The sequence below is a fragment of the Halopiger xanaduensis SH-6 genome, assembly GCF_000217715.1.
Classification (GTDB): Archaea; Halobacteriota; Halobacteria; order Halobacteriales; family Natrialbaceae; genus Halopiger; species Halopiger xanaduensis.
Window position 1 is genome coordinate 1,144,351 of the sequence record NC_015666.1, and the last position, 20,918, is coordinate 1,165,268.

Annotated in this window: 21 protein-coding genes; 11 read left to right on the forward strand and 10 right to left on the reverse strand. The window is 65.3% G+C overall.

The window, feature by feature from the left end:
• Positions 1 to 3 precede the first annotated feature (3 nt).
• Together HALXA_RS05665 and HALXA_RS05670 are read left to right on the forward strand one after the other, a co-directional pair.
• Complete coding sequence (locus HALXA_RS05665; RefSeq protein ID WP_013879353.1) at positions 4 to 1,767, forward strand: ATP synthase subunit A; 1,764 nt, start codon at positions 4 to 6, stop codon at positions 1,765 to 1,767.
• 2 nt (positions 1,768 to 1,769) lie between these two features.
• Positions 1,770 to 3,179 carry an ATP synthase subunit B gene (locus HALXA_RS05670; protein WP_013879354.1) on the forward strand — a complete coding sequence of 470 codons (1,410 nt, stop codon included), beginning with the start codon at positions 1,770 to 1,772 and terminating at the stop codon, positions 3,177 to 3,179.
• A 154-nt stretch (positions 3,180 to 3,333) separates the two neighbouring features.
• Here the strand turns inward: HALXA_RS05670 and HALXA_RS05675 are convergent, their stop codons facing one another.
• Positions 3,334 to 3,681, reverse strand: coding sequence for a hypothetical protein (locus HALXA_RS05675; RefSeq protein ID WP_013879355.1), 348 nt, complete (start codon positions 3,679 to 3,681; stop codon positions 3,334 to 3,336).
• Positions 3,682 to 3,739: 58 nt separating this feature from the next.
• On the opposite strand from HALXA_RS05675, the gene HALXA_RS05680 reads away from it, so the two are divergent.
• From HALXA_RS05680 to HALXA_RS05690, 3 genes are all read left to right on the forward strand, one after another.
• Positions 3,740 to 3,943, forward strand: coding sequence for a zinc ribbon domain-containing protein (locus tag HALXA_RS05680; RefSeq protein WP_013879356.1), 204 nt, complete (start codon positions 3,740 to 3,742; stop codon positions 3,941 to 3,943).
• Positions 3,944 to 4,105: 162 nt separating this feature from the next.
• Positions 4,106 to 4,855: a V-type ATP synthase subunit D gene (locus HALXA_RS05685; protein ID WP_013879357.1), complete on the forward strand. Its 750-nt coding sequence runs from the start codon at positions 4,106 to 4,108 to the stop codon at positions 4,853 to 4,855.
• A gap of 75 nt (positions 4,856 to 4,930) precedes the next feature.
• The gene (locus tag HALXA_RS05690; protein WP_013879358.1) at positions 4,931 to 5,362 is read left to right on the forward strand and encodes a DUF6276 family protein; all 432 of its coding nucleotides are present in this window, start codon (positions 4,931 to 4,933) and stop codon (positions 5,360 to 5,362) included.
• A 157-nt stretch (positions 5,363 to 5,519) separates the two neighbouring features.
• On the opposite strand, the gene HALXA_RS05695 is transcribed toward HALXA_RS05690, so the two are convergent.
• The 4 genes from HALXA_RS05695 to pepF all read right to left on the reverse strand — a co-directional run bounded on the left by HALXA_RS05695 (position 5,520) and on the right by pepF (position 10,123).
• Positions 5,520 to 5,918 carry a DUF5811 family protein gene (locus HALXA_RS05695; RefSeq protein ID WP_013879359.1) on the reverse strand — a complete coding sequence of 133 codons (399 nt, stop codon included), beginning with the start codon at positions 5,916 to 5,918 and terminating at the stop codon, positions 5,520 to 5,522.
• 98 nt (positions 5,919 to 6,016) lie between these two features.
• Entirely contained in the window at positions 6,017 to 6,502 is a 486-nt protein-coding gene (locus HALXA_RS05700) for a pyruvoyl-dependent arginine decarboxylase (protein WP_013879360.1), read from the reverse strand.
• Positions 6,503 to 6,883: 381 nt separating this feature from the next.
• Positions 6,884 to 8,116, reverse strand: a complete 1,233-nt coding sequence (gene pan2, locus HALXA_RS05705) for a proteasome-activating nucleotidase Pan2 (protein WP_013879361.1) — start codon at positions 8,114 to 8,116, stop codon at positions 6,884 to 6,886.
• A 213-nt stretch (positions 8,117 to 8,329) separates the two neighbouring features.
• A complete protein-coding gene (gene pepF, locus HALXA_RS05710; protein ID WP_013879362.1) occupies positions 8,330 to 10,123 on the reverse strand; it encodes an oligoendopeptidase F in 1,794 nt (597 codons plus the stop codon).
• A gap of 96 nt (positions 10,124 to 10,219) precedes the next feature.
• On the opposite strand from pepF, the gene HALXA_RS05715 reads away from it, so the two are divergent.
• Positions 10,220 to 11,686 (forward strand): M28 family peptidase, encoded by a 1,467-nt coding sequence (locus HALXA_RS05715; protein WP_013879363.1) that lies wholly within the window; start codon positions 10,220 to 10,222, stop codon positions 11,684 to 11,686.
• A 38-nt stretch (positions 11,687 to 11,724) separates the two neighbouring features.
• Here HALXA_RS05715 and HALXA_RS05720 read toward each other — a convergent pair whose 3' ends face one another.
• Positions 11,725 to 12,534: a hypothetical protein gene (locus HALXA_RS05720; RefSeq protein WP_013879364.1), complete on the reverse strand. Its 810-nt coding sequence runs from the start codon at positions 12,532 to 12,534 to the stop codon at positions 11,725 to 11,727.
• 615 nt (positions 12,535 to 13,149) lie between these two features.
• On the reverse strand, positions 13,150 to 14,079 hold the full coding sequence (locus HALXA_RS05725) for a nucleotidyltransferase domain-containing protein (RefSeq protein ID WP_013879365.1): 930 nt from the start codon (positions 14,077 to 14,079) through the stop codon (positions 13,150 to 13,152).
• Between the two features lie 558 nt (positions 14,080 to 14,637).
• Between HALXA_RS05725 and HALXA_RS05730 the strand changes: the two genes are divergently transcribed.
• Positions 14,638 to 14,874: a glutaredoxin family protein gene (locus HALXA_RS05730; RefSeq protein WP_013879366.1), complete on the forward strand. Its 237-nt coding sequence runs from the start codon at positions 14,638 to 14,640 to the stop codon at positions 14,872 to 14,874.
• A 30-nt stretch (positions 14,875 to 14,904) separates the two neighbouring features.
• On the opposite strand, the gene HALXA_RS05735 is transcribed toward HALXA_RS05730, so the two are convergent.
• Positions 14,905 to 15,444, reverse strand: coding sequence for an HIT family protein (locus HALXA_RS05735; RefSeq protein ID WP_013879367.1), 540 nt, complete (start codon positions 15,442 to 15,444; stop codon positions 14,905 to 14,907).
• A 277-nt stretch (positions 15,445 to 15,721) separates the two neighbouring features.
• On the opposite strand from HALXA_RS05735, the gene HALXA_RS05740 reads away from it, so the two are divergent.
• Entirely contained in the window at positions 15,722 to 15,922 is a 201-nt protein-coding gene (locus HALXA_RS05740) for a DUF7835 family putative zinc beta-ribbon protein (RefSeq protein WP_013879368.1), read from the forward strand.
• 109 nt (positions 15,923 to 16,031) lie between these two features.
• Here the strand turns inward: HALXA_RS05740 and map are convergent, their stop codons facing one another.
• Both map and HALXA_RS05750 read right to left on the reverse strand, forming a co-directional pair.
• Complete coding sequence (map, locus tag HALXA_RS05745) at positions 16,032 to 16,946, reverse strand: type II methionyl aminopeptidase (protein WP_013879369.1); 915 nt, start codon at positions 16,944 to 16,946, stop codon at positions 16,032 to 16,034.
• Between the two features lie 354 nt (positions 16,947 to 17,300).
• Positions 17,301 to 18,221, reverse strand: a complete 921-nt coding sequence (locus tag HALXA_RS05750) for an isoaspartyl peptidase/L-asparaginase (protein ID WP_013879370.1) — start codon at positions 18,219 to 18,221, stop codon at positions 17,301 to 17,303.
• 92 nt (positions 18,222 to 18,313) lie between these two features.
• Here HALXA_RS05750 and HALXA_RS05755 point away from each other — a divergent pair, with 92 nt between their 5' ends.
• The 3 genes from HALXA_RS05755 (at position 18,314) to HALXA_RS05765 (ending at position 20,866) form a co-directional block, all read left to right on the forward strand.
• The gene (locus HALXA_RS05755; protein ID WP_013879371.1) at positions 18,314 to 18,619 is read left to right on the forward strand and encodes a hypothetical protein; all 306 of its coding nucleotides are present in this window, start codon (positions 18,314 to 18,316) and stop codon (positions 18,617 to 18,619) included.
• A gap of 263 nt (positions 18,620 to 18,882) precedes the next feature.
• Positions 18,883 to 20,160, forward strand: a complete 1,278-nt coding sequence (icd, locus tag HALXA_RS05760) for an isocitrate dehydrogenase (NADP(+)) (RefSeq protein ID WP_013879372.1) — start codon at positions 18,883 to 18,885, stop codon at positions 20,158 to 20,160.
• Positions 20,161 to 20,413: 253 nt separating this feature from the next.
• Positions 20,414 to 20,866, forward strand: coding sequence for a GNAT family N-acetyltransferase (locus HALXA_RS05765; RefSeq protein WP_013879373.1), 453 nt, complete (start codon positions 20,414 to 20,416; stop codon positions 20,864 to 20,866).
• Positions 20,867 to 20,918: the final 52 nt, after the last annotated feature.

A 20,918-nucleotide genomic window follows, 5' to 3' on the forward strand; every position in this document is an offset into this window, starting at 1 on the left:
ACTATGAGCCAGGCAGAAGACATCGAATCCGTCGACGAAGACGGTGTAATCGAAAGCGTGAGCGGTCCGGTCGTGACCGCCACGGACCTCGACGCCCGGATGAACGACGTCGTCTACGTCGGCGACGAAGGGCTGATGGGCGAGGTCATCGAGATCGAAGGAAACCTGACCACGATTCAGGTCTACGAGGAAACGTCCGGCGTCGGCCCGGGCGAACCCGTCGAGAACACGGGCGAGCCCCTTTCCGTCGACCTCGGACCCGGCATGCTCGACTCCATCTACGACGGTGTCCAGCGTCCGCTGGACGTCCTCGAGGACAAGATGGGGACCGCGTTCCTCGACCGCGGGGTCGACGCGCCCGGTATCGACCTCGAGAAGCAGTGGGAGTTCACGGCCGAAGTCGAGGAAGGCGACGAGGTCGAACCCGGCGACGTCGTCGGGGTCGTCCCCGAGACGGTCACCATCGACCACAAGGTCATGGTGCCGCCGGACTACGAGGGCGGCGAAGTGACGTCGATCGAGAGCGGCGAGTTCACCGTCGAGGAGACCGTCGCCGAACTCTCCTCCGGCGAGGAAATCCAGATGCACCAGGAGTGGCCGGTCCGCGAGGCCCGTCCCGCCGGCAACAAGGAGACGCCGACCGAGCCGCTGGTGACGGGCCAGCGCGTCCAAGACGGCCTGTTCCCGCTCGCGAAGGGCGGGACGGCCGCGATTCCCGGTCCCTTCGGTTCCGGGAAGACCGTCACCCAGCAGCAACTCGCCAAGTGGTCCGACGCGGACATCGTCGTCTACATCGGCTGCGGCGAGCGCGGCAACGAGATGACCGAGGTCATCGAGGACTTCCCGGAACTGCCGGACCCGCAGACCGGGAATCCGCTAATGGCCCGGACCTGCCTCATCGCCAACACGTCGAACATGCCCGTTGCAGCCCGCGAATCCTGCATTTACACGGGCATCACAATCGCGGAGTACTACCGCGACATGGGCTACGACGTCGCGCTGATGGCCGACTCCACCTCCCGGTGGGCCGAGGCCATGCGCGAAATCTCCTCCCGACTTGAGGAGATGCCCGGCGAGGAGGGGTACCCCGCATATCTGGCGGCCGCGCTCTCGGAGTTCTACGAGCGCGCCGGCAAGTTCCAGCTGATGAACGGCGACGAGGGGTCGATTTCGGTCGTCGGCGCGGTCTCGCCGCCGGGCGGCGACTTCTCCGAGCCGGTCACCCAGAACACGCTGCGTATCGTCAAGACGTTCTGGGCGCTGGACGCCGACCTCGCGGAACGTCGGCACTTCCCCTCGATCAACTGGAACGAGTCCTACTCGCTGTACAAGGACCAGCTCGACCCGTGGTGGGAGGAAAACGTCGAAGACGACTGGGCGGAGACCCGCCAGTGGGCGGTCGACGTGTTAGACGAGGAGGACGAACTGCAGGAGATCGTCCAGCTCGTCGGGAAGGACGCCCTGCCGGAGGACCAGCAGCTCACGCTCGAGGTCGCTCGCTACCTGCGTGAGGCCTGGCTCCAGCAGAACGCCTTGCACGACGTCGACACCTACTGCGAACCGGAGAAGACCTACCGGATGCTCCAGGCCATCAAGACGTTCAACGACGAGGCGTTCGAGGCGCTGGATGCGGGCGTCCCGGTCGATGAGATTCAGGACATCGACGCCGCGCCGCGGCTCAACCGGATGGGTACCGCCGAGGACTGGGAGGACTTCATCGGCGAGATCGAAGCAGATCTCAAGGAACAACTGCGAGCACTGTACTAACGATGAAAGAATATCAAACGATCACGGAAATCAGCGGTCCGCTGGTGTTCGCCGAGGTCGACGAACCCGTCGGCTACGACGAGATCGTCGAGATCGAAACGCCGCAGGGAGAGACCCTGCGCGGACAGGTACTGGAATCGAGCGAGGGAATCGTCTCGATCCAGGTGTTCGAGGGGACCGGCGGCATCGACCGCAACGCCTCCGTGCGCTTCCTGGGCGAGACGATGAAGATGCCCGTCACCGAGGACCTGCTCGGACGGGTGCTCGACGGCTCCGGGAACCCGATCGACGGCGGTCCGGAGATCGTCCCCGACAAGCGCCAGGACATCGTCGGCAAGGCGATCAACCCCTACTCGCGGGAGTATCCGGAGGAGTTCATCCAGACCGGCGTGTCGGCCATCGACGGCATGAACACGCTGGTTCGCGGCCAGAAGCTGCCGATCTTCTCCGGCTCCGGCCTGCCCCACAACGAACTCGCGCTCCAGATCGCCCGACAGGCGACCGTGCCGGAAGAGGAGGGCGAAGGCGGCTCCGAGTTCGCCGTCATCTTCGGCGCGATGGGGATCACCCAGGAAGAGGCAAACGAGTTCATGGACGACTTCGAGCGCACGGGCGCACTCGAGCGCTCGGTCGTCTTCATGAACCTCGCGGACGACCCGGCCGTCGAGCGTCAGGTCACCCCGCGACTCGCGCTCACCACGGCCGAGTACCTGGCCTTCGAGAAGGACTACCATGTGCTGGTCATCCTCACGGACATGACCAACTACTGTGAGGCGCTGCGCGAGATCGGCGCCGCACGCGAGGAGGTCCCGGGACGCCGTGGCTACCCCGGGTACATGTACACCGACCTGGCCCAACTCTACGAGCGGGCCGGTCGTATCGAGGGCAAGGACGGATCGGTCACCCAGATCCCGATCCTGACGATGCCCGGCGACGACGACACCCACCCGATTCCGGACCTGACGGGCTACATTACCGAGGGTCAGATCGTGATGGATCGGGACCTCAACAGCCAGGGTATCGAGCCGCCGATCAACGTTCTCCCGTCGCTGTCCCGACTGATGGACGACGGGATCGGCGAGGGCCTGACCCGCGAGGACCACGGCGACGTCTCCGACCAGATGTACGCCGCGTACGCGGAGGGTGAGGACCTGCGCGACCTCGTCAACATTGTCGGTCGCGAAGCCCTCTCCGAGCGGGACAACAAGTTCCTCGACTTCGCCGACCGCTTCGAGGAGGAGTTCGTCCAGCAGGGGTACGACACCAACCGCTCGATCGACGACACCCTCGAGCTCGGCTGGGACCTGCTGTCGGATCTCCCGAAGGCGGAACTCAACCGTATCGACGAGGAGCTCATCGAGGAGCACTACCGCGAAGACGAGACCGAAGCGGCCGAAGTGACGGCCGACTGATCGCGGCTCGTCGCTCGCCCCTTCCGACTCTCGGATCGTCCGCTCGATGACCGGTTTTCCCTTGTTTCATCGCCTACCGGTCAGCTGTAGCTCTCTGCTGGGATTCGATTTCGCAGTTCTACGGTAACTGCTGCTCGCGAGGAAGATGCCAAGATTAGCGGTTCCGGTCGTCTCGAGTCCCCTCGTCTCGATTGTCGCTCCACGATGAACCGGTCCCGCGCTCTTCCGGCGGCGTTCCCCATCCGGTAGCCGCGTCACTGTCGTCGTCCACGCGATCCGCGATCGTGTACTCTCGGTCGGACTCGCTCGAGCCAGCCCACGTCTCCGAAGCCGATCCGTTCGATCGCGACCCGCTACGGCCGCCGCGTTCTTTCGCGATCCGTTCGGCGTCCGTGCGGTCCATAACGGTCGCATTCGACGTCTCCCCCTCGATCGCAACCCAGAGCACGAGCGGGATCAGCACTGCAAACAGGAGCACGAGGACGACGAACGCCGCGGACATAGCTAGCTCTCGTCCGCTCGAGCACAAAGACTTTACCGAATGACACGAACTCCGAGATATGAAAGACGACGAGCGCGGCTGTCCGAAGTGCGGTCACACGGAGACCGAAATGGACGAGATCGCGACGACCGGTTCCGGGCTGTCGAAGATGTTCGATATCCAGAACCGCAAGTTCATGGTCGTCAGTTGCACGAACTGCGGCTACTCCGAGCTGTACCGCGGCCAGAGCTCGGGGAACATGGTCGACCTCTTCCTGGGCTGAACCGGTCATCGAGGCTTGTTTTCTTCCGAATCCTCGAGCCTGCCGAACGGCACACCGCGATTGGCGATCGCGGCCAGCGCCCTCCGCCACCGCATCACCACCGACGGACGCCGCAGAAAACTGTAAACAGTTATCCGACTGGGGGCGCAACGTTCCTCCAAGATGGCCAAGGACGTCAAGCCCACCCGCAAGAACCTGATGGAGATCGAGGACCGCATCGAACTCTCCGAGCGGGGGCACGGCACACTCGAGAAGAAACGGGACGGGCTGATCATGGAGTTCATGGACATCCTGGACAAGGCCCAGGACGTCCGCGGTGATCTGGCCGACGACTACGAGGCGGCCCAGAAGAAGATCAACATGGCGCGGGCCATGGAAGGCGACGTCGCGGTTCGCGGCGCCGCCGCCGCGCTGCAGGAACACCCCGAGATCACCACCGAGTCCAAGAACATCATGGGCGTCGTCGTCCCGCAGATCGAATCCTCCCGCGTCTCCAAAAGCCTCGACGAGCGCGGCTACGGGATCATGGGCTCGTCGGCCCGCATCGACGAGGCCGCCGAGGCCTACGAGGACCTGCTCGAGAGCATCATCCTCGCGGCCGAAGTGGAGACGGCGATGAAGAAGATGCTCCGCGAGATCGAGACGACGAAGCGACGCGTCAACGCCCTCGAGTTCAAGCTCCTGCCCGAACTCTACGACAGCCAGGAGTACATCGAGCAGAAACTCGAGGAACAGGAGCGCGAGGAGACCTTCCGCCTGAAGAAGATCAAGGAGAAGAAGGAAGCCGAGGAGAAGGAAGAACAGCGCAAGGCGGCCGAGGAAGCCGACGCCGCCGAAGCGGAGGCGAAACAGGACGAACTCGAGGACGTCCAGCCCGATACGGCCGCGCAGTCGCCTGCGGCGAACCAGTAACACGGCAGTCGGCGAAACGGTCGTCCGCCCGCCTCGTTTCGTCGCTGCGATCGATCTGCCCGTCTTTCACTCTCGATGACCCGTCCACAGTCTCAGTCCTGTCCCGCGTGTAGCACGTCGATGCTTCTCGTTTCGGTCCCCGACGAGTACCGCGAACACACGCCCGACGAAGCGCCAGCCGTCGCGTTCTGTCCGCAGTGTCTCGCTCTCGAGTCTCTCGAGCCGGCGTCCGTCGCCGACACGCCGATTGACGAGGAACCCGACTTTCGCCGCGTCAGCGATGCGTTCCCGACCGATCCCGAGCGGGCGATTCCGCTCGCCCTCGCGCTCGGACTGTGCTCGTCGCTGGCGACGAACCGCCCGGCGATCGAATCGCTGCTCCGCGCGGTTGAACGCGCCGGGACGGACCCGCTCCTCGTGATTGATCGCCTCATTTCCGATCCCGCCGTCGAGCCGGCGATCGACCTCGAGCGACGGCAACACCAACTCGAGCAACTCCTTTACTGACACGTCGCGTTCGACTCGAAGCACGATAGCGCGCGTGCTACGCTGGAGAAGCGGAATCGAACTGACGGGAGACCGCGACACGGCAGTCGGTAGCCGGCAGTCACGTTGGAGCAATTGGAAACGATACTGCAACGCAAAACGGCGGTAAGCTCTCCGTCTACTTCGCGGTCGGCTTGACGTTGTTGCTCATCGCCTGCTTCATCTGGAGCGCGGCGCTGGCGGCCAGCCCGCGGGCGACTTCGTCGCGTTCGTCTGGATCGATGACCTCGCCCTCGGACGCGTCTTCCTCGAAATTCGGCGTGAAGCCGGCGCTGACGGCGTGGCCGACCGGTGGACGAACGGCGACGGTCACCTGCGGCCCGGTCGCGCCGGTCGAGATCTGGGAGTCGACGACGTACTCGTCGGGGAGGAACTCCCGCGTGCGGGCCGCAATCCGGGAGACGTCGCGGTGGAGCAGCCGTTTCTGTGCGCTCGAGAGGTCGGGAACGTCCGCTGCGGCGCGCTGCCCTGCGGCCGTCTCTCCCGGCAACCCTGCGTACGGCGTATTTCCGTTCATGAGAAGTGTGTATGGATATCATGGTTCCGACGGATCAAAAGGGTTCGGCTTCGCGCAGTCTCGAGTTGCGGTCGGTCCGTCGGCCGTCGCTCGCAGCGTCAGAGAATCGGCTCGCTCTCGCCGTAGACGGCCAGCACCAGCGCCGTCGTGTACGTTCCGGACTCAGCCTGGCTGCTCTCGACGGCGACCCGCGGGTCGGTAAACTCCCAGTCGCGCAGTTCCTGGCCGGCAGCCAGCCCCTCGCGGACGCGTCGCTCGACGTCCTCGCGGTCCGTCTCGCCGGCCGTCTCGTAGAACAGGCCCGGTCCGTCGTCGACCGACTGAGACCAGGCCAGCGCCGCGCTGACCCGGCCCGGCCCGGCGGAGGTGGCTCGCGCCTCGACGACGGTCAGCCGCTCGCCGGCGGGGCCGAGGTCGGGCGCGGTGCCGACGGCCTCGACGTCGACATCCGCCGGAATCACGGACGAGACGGAGACGAGATTGTAGTTCTCGACGCCCGCTTCCGCCAGCGCGGCGTCGTAGGAGGCCATCGCCGTGGGCGCCGAGGCGGCGCCCCAGACGACGCGAATCGTACTCGAGGTCATACCTGTGTTCGGGGACGGGCGGCGTAAGGGCTTGCGATTCGCGGGTGGCTCGAGACGGAATGAACGCTGCGAACATAACTGATCGAACCATCGTGGCCGCGAGCAGCGGCCGAAGAATTGAGGCCGCTGCGAGCCGGGGAAGGGCAGGCTATCACACCGAATTGACCGCGAGCGAGGCCACAGGTCGAGCGAGTAGATCGACGACCGATATAAAGAGCGTGAAGTGTCCGGAACGGAGGGAGGAGTGTCTTCGTGAGCGGAGCGAACGAAGGCTCGGAAGTCGCAGCCCGCGAACGGAGTGAGCAGGAACGTCTTCCGTTGCTTTTAATCGAATTTTTGCTGAGGGCCGCCAACGGCGGCCCGTAGCGCAAAACTTCGGTTCTACTGGTAGAAGTAACCCGCCGAGGAGATCACGTCGCTCGAGTCGTCGTCCTCGATCTTCTCCAAGGCGTCGACGAAGTCCTTGTGGGTGACTTCGTTGCGTTCGTTGCGGATGGCGAACATGCCGGCCTCGGTGGCGAGGCTCTCGATGTCGGCCCCGGAGTAGCCCTCGGTCTCGTCGGCGATCGCGTCGAAGTCGACCCCGTCGGCGATGTTCATGTCTCGGGTGTGGATCTCGAGGATCTGCTCGCGGCCGTCGCGGTCGGGTTCGGGGACCTCGATGAGGCGGTCGAACCGGCCGGGACGAAGAATGGCGCGATCGAGCATGTCGAAGCGGTTCGTGGCGGCGATGATGCGGATTTCGCCGCGTGCCTCGAAGCCGTCCATCTCGGAGAGCAGTTGCATCATCGTCCGCTGGACCTCGGCGTCGCCCGACGTCTTCGACTCCGACCGCGTTGTGGCGATCGCGTCGATCTCGTCGATGAAGATGATGGCGGGTTCGCGCTCGCGGGCCATCTCGAAGAGGTCGCGGACGAGCCGCGAGCCTTCGCCGATGAACTTTCGGACGAGTTCGGAGCCGGCCATCTTGATGAAGGTGGCGTCGGTCTTGTTGGCGACGGCTTTCGCGAGCATCGTCTTGCCGGTGCCCGGCGGGCCGTACAGCAGGACGCCGCTCGGGGGTTCGATGCCGACCTCGTCGAAGACCTCGGGCTCGGAGAGGGGCTGCTCGACGGCCTCGCGGACCTCGCGGACCTGCTCGTCGATGCCGCCGATGTCCTCGTAGCCGACCTCGGGCTTGGCGGTGATCTCCATCGACTGGGCGCGCGCGTCGGTCTCGGCGTCCAGCACGGTCTGGATCGCGAAGGAGTCGTTGACGGCGACGCGATCGCCGGGTTCGACGCGGTCGGCGACGCGCGGCGAGACTTCGGTGAGCACCTCCTGGTTGTTGCCGTGTTGCTTGACGACGACCTCGTCGTCGGCCATCACGTCCTCGACGGTCGCGATGTACAGCGAGGAGCTCTTGAGGGTCTCGTTCTCGCGCTCGACGCGGTCGACTTTCTCGCGGAGTTGCTCGCGCCGCTGCTCGGCCTCGTCGAGCTGGTCGGTGAGCTGTTCGTGGACGTCGACGATATCCTCGAAATGATCGCGCAGCGCCTCGAGCCGCTCGTCGTCGGGCAGATCGGGGTCGATATCGCGATGGGGTCGTTCGGGAAGAGAGGGGCTTCGAGACATCTTGACGTACACGGATAAGTCCCCGGCGATAAATGTGCCTTTGGGTCCCGGACGGTTTTCTGATCGGTCACGCGTATGGAGCCTGCAAATGACGGTGTCACCGTGATTACAGTGGCGGCCGCTCGGTGTGGGGCCGACGGAAAAGGCGACGGGTGAGTACGGATCTGCACTCGAATGCGGTCGACGATCGTCGCGTGCGACGGGGCGGCTCAGTTACTCGAGTAGCCCCTCGAGTTCGTCCAGCCGGTCGCCGTAGGTCTCGAGCGCGCGCTCGATCGGCTCGGAACTGCTCATGTCGACGCCGGCGATCCGCAGGAGTTCCAGCGGGTACTCCCGGGAGCCCTGTCGGAGGAACTCGAGGTAGTCCTCGGCGGCCGCAGTGCCTTCGTCGAAGATGCGATCCGTGATCGCGAGCGCGGCGGAGATGCCGGTCGCGTACTGGTAGACGTAGAAGGCCCGGTAGAAGTGCGGGATGCGCATCCACTCGCGGGCGATCCGGTCGTCGATCGCGGCGGGCTCGTAGTACTGCGCCTTGAGCTCGCGGTAGAGTTCGTCCAGTCGGTCGGCGGTGAGCGCCTCGCCCTCTTCCTCGAGGCGGTGGGCCTCGTGCTCGAACTCGGCGAACAGCGTTTGCCGGTAGAGCGTCGAGCGGACGCGCTCCAAGAACTCGTTTAAGACGTGCTTCTTGAACTCGGGGTCCTCGACGGTCTCGAGCAGGTGCTTCGTCAGCAGCGCCTCGTTGACCGTGCTGGCGACCTCGGCGACGAAGATCTCGTAGCCCGAGTAGACGAAGGGTTGTTCCTCCTTCGTCAGCTCCGAGTGCATCGAGTGGCCGAGCTCGTGAGCCAGCGTGTACATCGAGGAGATGTCGTCCTGGTAGTTCATCAGGATAAAGGGCTGGGTGTCGTAGGTGCCGCCCGAGTACGCGCCGGACTGCTTGCCCTCGTTCTCGTAGACGTCGACCCAGCGCGAGTCCAGGCCCTCCGCGACGCGTGACTGGTACTCCTCGCCCAGCGGCTCGAGCGAATCGACGACGTACTCCGTCGCCTGGTCGTACTCGAGGTCGGGTCCCTCGTCGCCGGTCAGCGGCATGTAGAGGTCCCACATCTGGAGCTCCTCGACGTCCAGTGCCTCGCGCTTGAGCTCGGCGTGGTGGTGGAGCTTATCGAGGTTATCGTGGACGGTGTCGACGAGAGTGTCGTAGACCTCGACGGGGACGTTCGGGCCGTCCAGCGCGGCCTCGCGAGCGGTGTCGTAGTTGCGGGCTCGAGCCGTCTTGACGTCGGCCTTGACGCTGTTCTTGTACGCACTTGCGACCGTGTTCCGGACCGACTCCCACTCGTCGAAGTACCCCTCGTAGACCTCTCGGCGGAAGTCCCGGTCGGGGCGCTTGAGCAGGTTCGTGAAGTTGCTCTGGGTGATCTCGACCGCCTCACCCTCAGGGTCCTCGACCGTCGGGAACTCCATGTCCGCGTTCGAGAGCATGTTGTACACTTCGCCCGTCGCCCCGGTGACCTCGCTCAGTTCCGCGAGCACCTCCTCGACCTCGGCCGAGCGCGTGTGGGGTTTCATCCGGAGGACGTCGTCGACGTAGTGGTCGTAGGTCTCGAGGTCGGGTTCCTCGTCGACCATCTCGTCGAACTCCTCGCGGGTGAGTTCCTGAATCTCGGGATCGATGAAGGAGGCCGCCGACTGGGCGTCGGCCGCCAGCGACTGGGCGCGGGCGGTCAGCGCCTGGTACTGCTGGTCCGTCGTGTCCTCGTCGCGGCGCATGCGGGCGTAGGCCGCGACGGTCGACACCTCGCGCATGATCTCGTCGCGCAGTTGGAGGACCGAAAGCAGCGTCTCGGCGTTCTCGGTGACCTGCCCCTCGTAGGTCTGTAGCTCCTCGACGCGCTCGGCGACGGCCTCGTAGGCCGCCTCCCAGTCCTCGTCGGTCGCGTAGACGCTCTCGAGATCCCAGGTGTACTCCTCGTCGACCTCGGATCGTTCGGGTACGGAACTCATGGCCGCGTTTTCGGAGCGAAGGTGGTAAAGCGTGTCGGAGACCCGCAGGCGGCGTGCGCGCCGGTAACTTTTGCCGCTCGAGGCGAATGCGTTCGTATGGACGGGGCGGACGACTCCGACGGCGATCAGGGCACCGATCGCGACCGCAACCGCGATCGTGACGCTCGTGACGCGACTCTTGAGCGCGCGCTCGGTCGCGCGTGGACCGACGATCGAGCCTGGGACCTGCTGACGCGACTGACCGAACTCCCCCACCGGATGGGCGGCTCCGAAGGCGAGCGCCGAGCCGCCGAGATCGTCCGCGAGACGTTTTCAGCGGTCGGTCTCGAGGACGTTCGGCTCGAGAAGTTTCCGATGCAGCAGTGGGACCGAAGAAAAACGGAATTCACCGTTCTGGGCGGCGATCCGGCGACCGGCGACCAGCACAACGCCGCCCCCTCCGACAGCGACGCGACGGACGCGGGCCGCGTCGAGCGCTCCTTCGAGGCGATCGCGCTCCCGTACTCGCCGCCCGCCGAGGTGGAAGGGCCGCTCGTCGACGTCGGCTCCGGAACTCCCGAGGAAATTGCGGACGCCGATCTGCGGGGTGCGGTCGCCGTCGCGAGCACGACCACCCCGGAGGGCCAGCGGTTCGTCCACCGCATGGAAAAGTTCGGTCACGCCGTCGACGCGGGCGCCGAGGCGTTCGTCTTCGCTAACCACGTTCCCGGCCAACTCCCGCCGACCGGCGCGTTGAAGTTCAACGCCGAAGCGGCCGTTCCCGGGATCGGCGTCAGCGCCGAAACCGGCGACTGGCTCTCGGAGTACGCCGAACGGGGTACGCGAGCCCGGATTCGAGTCGACGCGCAGACCCGGGAGGGATCGAGTCAGAACGTCCACGGCCGACTCGGACCGGAAACGGACGAGGAGGTGGTCGTCGTCGCCCACTACGACGCCCACGACATCACGGAGGGCGCGCTCGACAACGGCTGCGGCATCGCGACCGTCGCCGCCGCGAGCGGAATTCTGGCCGACGTCGAGGAAGACCTCGAGCGCACCGTCCGGATCGTCGGCGTCGGCTGCGAAGAGATCGGCTTGCTCGGGTCCGAGGCGCTGGCCGACCAACTGGACCTCGAGTCGGTGCGGGCGGTCGTCAACGTCGACGGCGCGGGTCGGTTCCGTAACCTGCGGGCGCTCGCGCACGGCTCCGAGCCGCTCGCCGAGCTCGCCGAAGAAATCGCGAGTGAGGCGGGACAGCCGGTTTCTCGCGAACCCGATCCCCATCCGTTCAGCGATCACTGGCCGTTCCTGCGCGCCGGCGTCCCGTCGCTGCAACTCCACAGCGAGCCGCCGGAGGGACGCGAGCGGGGCCGCGGCTGGGGCCACACGACGGCGGACACGCGTGATAAGGCCGATCCGCGGAATCTGCGCGAACACGCCATGTTGACGGCGTTGCTGGTGCGTGAACTGACAGACCAGTCCGTGCCGCGAATCGACGAGGAAGAACTACGCGAGCGACTCCGAGAACGGGAGTACGAGCCGGGAATGCGGGCTGCGGAGATCTGGCCGCCGACGTGGGCCTGAGGACTGAGGACCGAGCGTGTCGGGTTCAGCGGCCGGCCTCAAGCCGGTTCGCTGTCGGCCTCGTCGACCGCGTTCGGGGACTCGTTGCGGTCGGTCACGCCCGGCAGGTTCGGATCGCGGTACGGGTTGCGGCCGTAGGCCGGAAGCTCGTCCTCGAGTTGCTCCTTCAGGACGCGTCGGAGCCGGTTCAGGCTCGTCGTGTCGAGGCCGTACTTGGCGGCGAGTTTCTTGAACGTCTCCTCCTCGGTGATGTCGTGGGCGCGGTACTGCGCGAACAGTTCCTCCATGCGGTCGGCCGACAGCGCCTGCGCGTCGATGTCGTCCAGCCCGAAGTACGACCGCCGGTCGACGTCGACCACGTGGCGGATCACGACCAGCGCGACCTTCTCGATCGCGCGCTGGCTGCCGAACTCCGTCAGATCGATCTCGTCCATGACGCCCAGCGCGAGGTCGCGCTGCCACGGCGTCACCTCGAGGGCGTTACACAGCGCCTGCGTCGTCCGCAGCCGGTCCAGCCGGTGGGCGCGCTCGCTGTAGCCCGGCGTCGCCGCGTGCTGTTCGTCGTGGAGGCGGCGGACGCTCTCGGAGAGGTCCGCGTCGGGGGACTCGGGACGACCGATGACGGTCGCGCTGGGCGTGACGACACCCCACTGGCGGACCGTCGAGTCGCGCTGGACGTCCGCACGGGAGAGCGATCCGGACCCGGGACGGGTCTCGAGGCGGCGTTCGGGGTCGGCGCCGGTGCCGGACGCTCGATACGACTCGTCGCCGTACTCGCCGGCGACGGCCGCCTCGCGGCCGACACCGTCTGGACCGCCCGGACCGGGTTCGGAACCGTCGTCTCTCATCGTGGTATTCGCTCAGACAGGGAGACGGAAAAAGGCTCGCTCGTTTTTGCGGAGTAGTACGAAAATGATAATGACAGCAATCGTGTGTGAGCGACGACAGCGCCGTCGCTGCTCAATCAGCATCGGCGTCGCGAAAAGCCCTTCGTAGCTTCACCTTGTGACCAGAAGCACTTAAAGAACGTCGGCGGTGACCGGGGCGCGCCGAACTACCGGTCCGACGCAGTAGTATCGACGGACCGGTGGCTACGAGAGGCAGTATACATCGGAAAATCTTCTTCGTATCTTCAGCTTGTATCGAGAACCACTTAAAGCGATTCGGGGACGCTACGATTCGCAGCGAGTGCCGGTCGATAACCGTCGCTACCGAATTGAGGACTCGAGAAGCGACGACTTCCCGTCATAGCTCTACTTTGTAGCCAGAAGAACTTAAACGAGTGACGCGATCGGTCGACCCGCAACCGGGAGTACGGCAGTTGCGGGCCGCCCGAGAGAAGCAACTACTGAGAATGGGACACCGCAGAACGTCTTCCCGTCATAGCTCCACTTTGTGACCAGAGTGACTTAAAGGAGCGTTGACGGTCGGTGATCGGGGCGCTCCATCGGCGATGGGGCCGATCATCGCACCGCTTCGATCACGTCGTCGATGAACGCGTTCAGTCGTTCGCAATCGGGGCCGTCCCGCACGTGTACTGCGGGATCGATCCGCTTCGGCGGGTGGGCGAACTCGCGTCCGACCCGATCGCCGACGCGGACGCCGCCCTCTCCGCGGCGCTTCCGCTCGAGCAGCGTCTGCGCCCGATCGATTCGATCGGCATCGAAGACCGCCGGCGCCTGCTCGGCCAGGAACTTCTCGAAGTCGATCGCCGGCAGGTTGTGGTCGCCGCGCTCGCCGGTTTCCTTCAAATAGCGAGCGTACATCGCCGCGCGGAAGACCGTGAGGTTCCGTTTCACCGTCGGCCGGGTCCGCGTTTCCTCGAATCGCTCGTCGTCGGCCGCGATCGTCATCGTCCCGGTGTCGCTGTCAGCGGCTTCGACGACGTAACCGTTCTCGGTTCGCTCGAGGATCGGAAAGATCGCGTCGTCGCTGCGGACCAGGTGGTCGGAGAGGTACTTCCGGTAGTTGTTCGCGGCGATCGCCCGCCAGTCGTGGTAGCACTCGATCGGGTTGTACGCACGCGTAATGTACTCCATCAGATCGTCGGGGTCGTACAGGACGCGGTACCGAACCGGACTCCGTAGGAGATCGATCGCGCCCTCGTTGGAGTCGGCGAGCAACCCCGCGAACTTGCGGACGTTCAGTCCCTGGAACTCGACGTCGCCACCGCTGTCGGTGATCGTCTCGCTCGCTCCCTCGAGGTGTGCGTAGGTCCGGAGGTCGTCGGGGACGTAGACGAAGCCGACGTCGTAGTCGCTCTCCGGGCTCGCGGCGCCCCACGCGTGACTGCCGCGGGCGACCGCGAACGCGACGGTGACGTCGTGGCGCTGCTCGAGGGCTGCGAGACGGTCGTCGATTGTCTCGTGGACGTGCGTCGGAACGGCTGTCATCGCATCGTTCGGAAACGGCGGCGCAACTGCTCGCGGGGATAACTGTCGACGAAAATCTCCCTTCGTAGCTCCACTTTGTAATCAGAACCACTTAAAGGAACGTCGCTGACTCGAGTCGCCGATCGCTCGCGCCACCGGTTGCTGTCGAGTATAGTAGTCCGCGGAGAACGACTTCCCGTCATAGCTCTACCTTGTGAGCAGAGATACTTAAAACGACGACGGGTTAGCGGGATAGTTCACCACCGGTCAATAGCAGCCACTGACCGGCGAGCTACCGGTGAACGAATGCGCCTCGAGAACGGCGAGTCTCCGTCGTATCTATACCTTGTGGGCAGAATCACTTAAACCCGAATCGGCAATGCGGACGGAGTCGAGACTCGGTCGGTAGCGATCCCGAGAGAACCCGTCGTTCCGTCATAGCTTCACCTTGTGACTAGAGCGACTTAAAGAAATCCGGCGTCGTACTCGGCCGTCACACCACGGCGCAGCCGGCGACCGCGAGGCGCCGTCCGAGCCGCGGCACCCACCCTTTTGTCGATTCGACGCGAACGGCCGCGTATGGTAACGCTGTACCAGCTCGACGGCTGTCCGTACTGCGAGGCCGTCGCCGACCGACTCGAGGAACTCGACATCGACTACGAGAGCGTCTGGGTCGACGCGCCCCACTCCGAGCGCGACGAGGTCAAGCGCGTTTCCGGGCAGCGCCAGGTCCCCGTCATCGTCGACGAGGAGTACGGCGTGACGATGGCCGAATCCGAGCGGATCCTCGACTTCCTCGAGACGAGCTACGCCTGACACCGGCCTCGACGAGTCCAGCCGAGCCCGTCACTCGAAGACGACGGCGCTGTCCGCGTCCGAAACGACCGCCCCGTCCTGTGCCGCGAACGCCTCGTGGAGATTGTCGTACGTGTCCTCGAGCGCCTCGACGATAACGGCGGTATCGCTGATGACGGGCATGAAGTTCGTGTCGCCCTCCCAGCGCGGGACGACGTGGGTGTGTAGATGATCGTCGATCGAGCCGCCGGCGCCGTCGCCGAGATTGAGTCCGGCGTTGAACCCGTCGGGTTCGAGGGCGTCCTCGAGGGCGTCGAACGTGCGCTGTTTCAACCGGGCGTGGTCGAGCAGCTGTTCGTCCTCGAGCTCGCCGTAGTCGCCGGTGTGGGCGCGGGGAATGACCATCACGTGGCCCGGGTTGTAGGGGTAGTTGTTCAGCATGACGAAGGCGTGCTCGCTGCGCGCGACGAGCAGGTTTTCCCGGTCGTCGTGCTGCTCGGGGAACTCGCAGAAGACGCAGTCCTCGACGTCGGCGTTTTTCTCGTCGCGTCTGATCCACTCGATCCGCCACGGTGCGAACACCTGCTCCATACGCGGGGGCATTCGCGCCGGCCCTATACTGGTTGCGCACGAGCGCGGCGCGCGACGGGTTGTGGCAAGAACTGCCGACAGCGGCCGTCGGTAATAGCAAATTACTACGATTTCAGGAAATTCCTGTGAGCGTTACATACGCGCTGAGAAACACACATAAACGATATCGAACTATCTCAGCGCGTTTCGTCCCGGAGCGGCCTGCTCCGGCCCGTTTCGACTCACATCTCGAAATGAAGCGGGGCTTTAAGCTACGACTAACGCAAGTAAACCGGTAATGGCAACGACAGATGACTCATTCAATGGGATGACCGAACACTGTGACGACTGCGACCTGGATACGTTACACGAGGTGTCGGTCCAGATTCGAACCGAGAGCCTCAAAGAGGAGAACTCGCAGTTCTCCCGCGAGCCCTACCGCGTCAGCGAGTGCCAGCGCTGTGGCAATCGCACGAGTCAGCGGATGAACAACGCGTAATCCGGCCCACCCCCAGAACAGCAATCGACTACCGCCCTGATCTCTCTCCGCTCTCCACTCCAGGTCGCCGCCCGTACGGGCGTCACCGGTTGGGAACCGCGATCCTGGACTACTCGTTTTCGTCCTTCGTCGTTACCTCACAGCCGTCTTCGGTGACGATGACGGTGTGTTCCTTCTGACTGACGAGGTAGCCGTCGTCCTCCTTGAGCACGGGGTAGCCGTGGACGATATCGTTTCGCTTGAGCCGTCGCAGCGCCATCTCCGGGCGATCCGTCTCGAGCCAGCGCGTCGCGAACGGCAGCGTCCGGAATTCCTCGGTGATCTGGTCGAGCGCTGCGCGGGCTTGGCGATTCCGAACGGTCCCCTCGTGCTCGAGCGCGAAAATCTCCTCGCTGGCGCCCTCGGTGACCTTGCCGCCGCCGTCGGTCGCGAACGGTTCGATGGCGACGACGTCGCCGACCTCGAGCGTCGCGCCCTGCGAGACGGCGCGGTTGGGGATGTTGGGACTGGTGTGCTGTTCCCAGTGGCCCAGCCCGTGCCCGGTGAGGTTGACGACGGGGTTGTAGCCGTAGCCGTCGATGACGTCCTCGATCTCGGCGCCGATCTCGCCGGTCTCGACGCCCGGTTCGACGACCTCGAGGGCGGCCTCCAGCGCTTGTTCCGAGGCTTCGGCCAGTTCGGGATTGCCCGAGAGGTCGACGGTGATCGCGGTGTCCGCGAGCCAGCCGTCGACGTGGACGCCGATGTCCAGGTTCACCATCTCCTCGCCGAAGGTGGTGTCGTCGTCGATCGACGGCGTGGCGTGGGCGGCTTCCTCGTCGATCGAGATGTTGACCGGGAACGCCGGCTCGCCGCCGAGTTCGCGGATTCGATCTTCGGCGTACTCGGCGACCTCGAGGTGGCTCGCACCGACCTCGACGCGGTCGGCCGCCTCCTCGCGTACCTGCGCGAGAATTCGGCCCGCTTCGCGGTGTTTCTCGTACTTCTCGGACTCGAGGTCCACCTCCTCGTCGGATTCGGCCATGTTCCCGGGTTGGTTCGGTCGACAAAAAGAGGTTCCGCCTCCGGGCGGCGTACCGAATGCCGTCGTTTGCGCTGCTAACCTCCCGTAAACCGGCCGGAACGCGACGAAACGGTCGCGCCGAATTATACCGGATCGGGCCATTCCCACGACCGGCGCGAAAGCGCCAGCGACCACCCCGGGTACTTCGTTCGACGAGCGTCGTGATCGTGAACCGGGTCGCCTCGAGACCGTCGAACTGTCCGTCTACAGGTGGACCCTCGTCGCGGTCTCGAGGCGACTTCGCTCTCCGGAATGGGTGCCGAGAGCGGATTCGGACTCGTCCTCGAGTTCAGTTTCGGCCGTAGACGATCGCAGTTAGCGTTCCGCTCGCGCCGTTTGCATCGCCGCACTGTTGTACGCCGAACCGAGCCTTCCCTCCGCGTCGACGGCGATGACGCCGGCGCTCGAGCCGGTCAGTTCGCCGAACTCCTCGATCGCCGTCTCGGCCGCCGCCTGCGCGTCGAGGCCGCGTTCGACGTGACTCGCGACCCGACGCGAGAGGGTGACTCGAGCGATGTCCTCGCCCGCGCCCGTCGCGCTCGCGGCCGCGGCGGGCGAACAGTAGAAGCCGGCGCCGACTTGCGGGACGTCGCCGACCCGGCCGGCGAGCGCGAGCCACCGGCCGCCGGTCGAGGTCGCCGCCGCGAGGGCGTCGCCGTCGACTGCGACCGCGCCGACGGTATCGTGGTCCTGCGGATCGTTGCTCGCCCGATCTCGTCCGTCGTCGTGATCGCGGCCGTCGGGGTCCGATTCCGACCGGCCGTACCGCTCGCGGACCCACTCGAGTTCCGCCGTCGTCCCGCCGGTCGGCGGCTCGAGGTCGGCCCACCGCTCGCGCGTGCGGTCCGCCCAGAGGTCGACGCCGGTCTCGATATCGAACGCCTCGGCCAGCGAGACGGCGTGCTCGCCCGAGACGAACCCGTGGGGCGTCTCCGCCATGACGACGCGGGCGACGCTGATCGCCCGCTCGACGCCGGGCATCGAGCAGGCCGCGCCGACCGATCGGTCGTCGGTCATGATCCCCGCATCCGTCCGGATCTCGCCGTCGCTCTGGACGGCGCTGCCGACGCCCGCGTTGAACCGCGGCGAGGACTCGAGGACGTTCACCGCTGCTTCGACCGCGTCGACCGGCGTCGATCGCTCCGCGCCGGTTTCGGCCGCGCGCTCGAGGACCGCCGCTCTGGGCGCCGGCTCGTCGGGCTCGCTGCCGGCGCCGCCGTGGACGAGTAGCTGCATACGCGGTTCGACGGGCGTCCGGGATAACGATGTTCTGGGATCGAATCGAAACCCCTACACTTACGACCGCGGCTTGTGAACCGACGGCGACGATGACGCCGGTCGCCCTCCTCGTCGCGTTCTGTGCCGTCATGTCGGCGGTTGCGCTCGGGCGCGTGCTGCGCGCGGCGTCGCGGGATCCGGTCGACGTCGGCGCGGCGCAGGTCGTCGTCGGAATTACGCTCGGGACCGTTCTGTGGGTCGGCTCCGTCGAATCCTGGCTGACGGGGGTCACGCGGATCGTCGTCGGTATCCTCGCCCTGGCAGCGATCTGTCTCGGCGTCACGACGATCGTTCGATACTGGGACGATCCCGGCCGAGAGCGGCCGCGGTGCGATCAGGATGAACCTTCACGATAATACAATATAGACGAATGCCGGGTTTGCCGGCGTTCTCCCGCGAGTATCGTCGACCGCAAGTTTGGATTTTCAGCCCGATACGCCCGTTATACGACGAATGTTTATACGACCGTGAATTCCGATCCGGTGGGAGTTTCGCGATTACACGCGCTGTCGCTCATTATTATCGACGAATACGACCCCTGCTAATCGACGAACGACGTTCACGGACGGGGAAAGAAATGGTAGGTCTTTTACCCCCATCGGGGCACCGTACAGACGAAATGAGCTACGACAAGATCGAGGTCCCTGACGACGGGGAAAAGATTACGCTGAAAGAGGGTACCGAAGACGAGATCGAGGTGCCCGACAACCCGATCATCCCGATTCTCCACGGCGACGGGATCGGGAAGGACGTCGGCCCCGCCGCACAGGAGGTCCTCGAGGCCGCCGCCGAGGCGACCGGACGCGAGATCAACTGGATGCGCGTCTACGCCGGCGAGTCCGCGCGCGAGAAGTACGGGGAAGACGTCAACCTCCCCGACGAGACGGTCGAAGCCATCAAGGAACACCGCGTCGCGATCAAGGGCCCGCTCACGACGCCCGTGGGCGCCGGCTTCCGCTCGCTGAACGTCGCGCTGCGCCAGACGCTCGACCTCTACGCGAACGTCCGACCGACCTACTATCTGGACGGCGTTCCGTCGCCGATGTCCGAGCCCGAACAGATGGACATGGTGACCTTCCGTGAGAACACCGAGGACGTCTACGCCGGCATCGAGTGGGAGGAAGGCACCGAGGAAGTCGAGCAGGTTCGGGACTTCATCGAGAACGAGATGGGCTTCGACTCGACCATCCACGACGGCCCCGTCGGCATCGGCATCAAGCCGATCACCGAGAAGGGCTCGAAGCGCCTCGTCCGCGAGGCCATCGACTACGCCCTCGAGCACGACCGCGACAAGGTCACGCTCGTCCACAAGGGCAACATCATGAAGTTCACCGAAGGGCAGTTCTCCGAGTGGGGTATGGAGGTCGCCGACGAGGAGTACCCCGACGACGAGGTCTTCGCCGCGCCCGACTCGCTGTGGGAGGAGCAGGACGACATCGACATCCCCGAGGGCGCCGTCATGGTCGAGGAGCGCCTCGCCGACGCGATGCTCCAGTGGATGCAGCTGCGCACTGACGAGTTCGACGTGCTCGCCATGCCGAACCTCAACGGCGACTACCTCTCCGACGCCGCGGGCGCCCAGATCGGCGGCCTCGGCATCGCGCCGGGCGGCAACTTCGGCAAGGGCCGCATGCTCGCCGAACCCGTCCACGGCTCCGCGCCCAAGCGCGCCGGCCAGGACATGGCCAACCCGACTGCAATGATCCTCTCCGGCCGTCTCATGTTCGACTACCTCGGCTGGGACGACGCCGCCGACCTCATCCGCGACGCCGTCGAGGAGACCATCTCCTCCGGCAAGGTCACCTACGACCTCGAGCGCCAGCTCGAGGACGCCGAAAAGCTCGCGACCAGCGACTACACGGCGGAAGTCGTCGACAACATCGAGAAGCTTTCGTAGAAAGCTTCTCGTCCTCTCGCGGCTGCGCCGCGAGAACATCGAAAAACTCTCGTAGAGAGTTTTTCGAGCAGTCAGAACGCTGCTCGTTCTGACGATATCGAGAAACTGTCGTAAGCCGCACTGACGACGATCCGCGGTTTTCACTCTCTTTCATTTTTGTCACCGATTGCCTCTCAGCGGGAGCTGTGCGCTCTCGAGTCCCGCTTGGACCGTGTCGTAACGTTCTCACGACGGGACTCCCTATCCCGTCGTAATGACTGCCGTACGCGTTGCCGACGACGAGCACCGACGAGCGGACGCGTTCGCCGTCCGACAAACCGTCTTCGTCGAGGAACAGGGCGTCGACGAGGACCTCGAGTACGACGAACACGACGAACCGGACGCGGACGCCGTCCACTTCGTCGCCTACGCCGGCGGCCAGCCGGTCGGGGCCGCGCGGCTCCGCGAGTACGAGACCGACGACGGTGATGTCGTCGGCAAAGTCGAACGCGTCGCCGTCCTCGAGTCCCACCGCGAGGCCGGCGTCGGCCGCGAACTAATGGATGCTACTGAAGCGGCGGCTCGAGAACGCGGGTTCGGGGCGATCAAACTCCACGCGCAGATGCGCGTCGAGGGATTCTACCGCTCGCTCGGCTACGAGTCGCGGGGCGAGGAGTTCGAAGAGGCCGGCATTCCGCACGTCGAGATGCGCAAGTCGCTGGACTGAGCAAAACCGTAGTTGATCGCGTCCCGGCGAGTAGAATCGCGAGCGCTCGAGT

What these genes read in the sequence shown, in the direction of transcription:
- HALXA_RS05740 (WP_013879368.1), top strand. Translation starts at nt 15,722, where the DNA reads ATGGCAACGACAGATGACTCATTCAATGGGATGACCGAACACTGTGAC.
- pan2 (WP_013879361.1), bottom strand. Translation starts at nt 8,116, where the DNA reads ATGTCTCGAAGCCCCTCTCTTCCCGAACGACCCCATCGCGATATCGAC.
- HALXA_RS05755 (WP_013879371.1), top strand. Translation starts at nt 18,314, where the DNA reads ATGACGCCGGTCGCCCTCCTCGTCGCGTTCTGTGCCGTCATGTCGGCG.
- HALXA_RS05670 (WP_013879354.1), top strand. Translation starts at nt 1,770, where the DNA reads ATGAAAGAATATCAAACGATCACGGAAATCAGCGGTCCGCTGGTGTTC.
- HALXA_RS05735 (WP_013879367.1), bottom strand. Translation starts at nt 15,444, where the DNA reads ATGGAGCAGGTGTTCGCACCGTGGCGGATCGAGTGGATCAGACGCGAC.
- HALXA_RS05765 (WP_013879373.1), top strand. Translation starts at nt 20,414, where the DNA reads ATGACTGCCGTACGCGTTGCCGACGACGAGCACCGACGAGCGGACGCG.
- HALXA_RS05730 (WP_013879366.1), top strand. Translation starts at nt 14,638, where the DNA reads ATGGTAACGCTGTACCAGCTCGACGGCTGTCCGTACTGCGAGGCCGTC.
- HALXA_RS05720 (WP_013879364.1), bottom strand. Translation starts at nt 12,534, where the DNA reads ATGAGAGACGACGGTTCCGAACCCGGTCCGGGCGGTCCAGACGGTGTC.
- HALXA_RS05750 (WP_013879370.1), bottom strand. Translation starts at nt 18,221, where the DNA reads ATGCAGCTACTCGTCCACGGCGGCGCCGGCAGCGAGCCCGACGAGCCG.
- HALXA_RS05695 (WP_013879359.1), bottom strand. Translation starts at nt 5,918, where the DNA reads ATGAACGGAAATACGCCGTACGCAGGGTTGCCGGGAGAGACGGCCGCA.
- HALXA_RS05700 (WP_013879360.1), bottom strand. Translation starts at nt 6,502, where the DNA reads ATGACCTCGAGTACGATTCGCGTCGTCTGGGGCGCCGCCTCGGCGCCC.
- HALXA_RS05680 (WP_013879356.1), top strand. Translation starts at nt 3,740, where the DNA reads ATGAAAGACGACGAGCGCGGCTGTCCGAAGTGCGGTCACACGGAGACC.
- HALXA_RS05715 (WP_013879363.1), top strand. Translation starts at nt 10,220, where the DNA reads ATGGACGGGGCGGACGACTCCGACGGCGATCAGGGCACCGATCGCGAC.
- HALXA_RS05690 (WP_013879358.1), top strand. Translation starts at nt 4,931, where the DNA reads ATGACCCGTCCACAGTCTCAGTCCTGTCCCGCGTGTAGCACGTCGATG.
- HALXA_RS05665 (WP_013879353.1), top strand. Translation starts at nt 4, where the DNA reads ATGAGCCAGGCAGAAGACATCGAATCCGTCGACGAAGACGGTGTAATC.
- HALXA_RS05725 (WP_013879365.1), bottom strand. Translation starts at nt 14,079, where the DNA reads ATGACAGCCGTTCCGACGCACGTCCACGAGACAATCGACGACCGTCTC.
- icd (WP_013879372.1), top strand. Translation starts at nt 18,883, where the DNA reads ATGAGCTACGACAAGATCGAGGTCCCTGACGACGGGGAAAAGATTACG.
- map (WP_013879369.1), bottom strand. Translation starts at nt 16,946, where the DNA reads ATGGCCGAATCCGACGAGGAGGTGGACCTCGAGTCCGAGAAGTACGAG.
- HALXA_RS05685 (WP_013879357.1), top strand. Translation starts at nt 4,106, where the DNA reads ATGGCCAAGGACGTCAAGCCCACCCGCAAGAACCTGATGGAGATCGAG.
- HALXA_RS05675 (WP_013879355.1), bottom strand. Translation starts at nt 3,681, where the DNA reads ATGTCCGCGGCGTTCGTCGTCCTCGTGCTCCTGTTTGCAGTGCTGATC.
- pepF (WP_013879362.1), bottom strand. Translation starts at nt 10,123, where the DNA reads ATGAGTTCCGTACCCGAACGATCCGAGGTCGACGAGGAGTACACCTGG.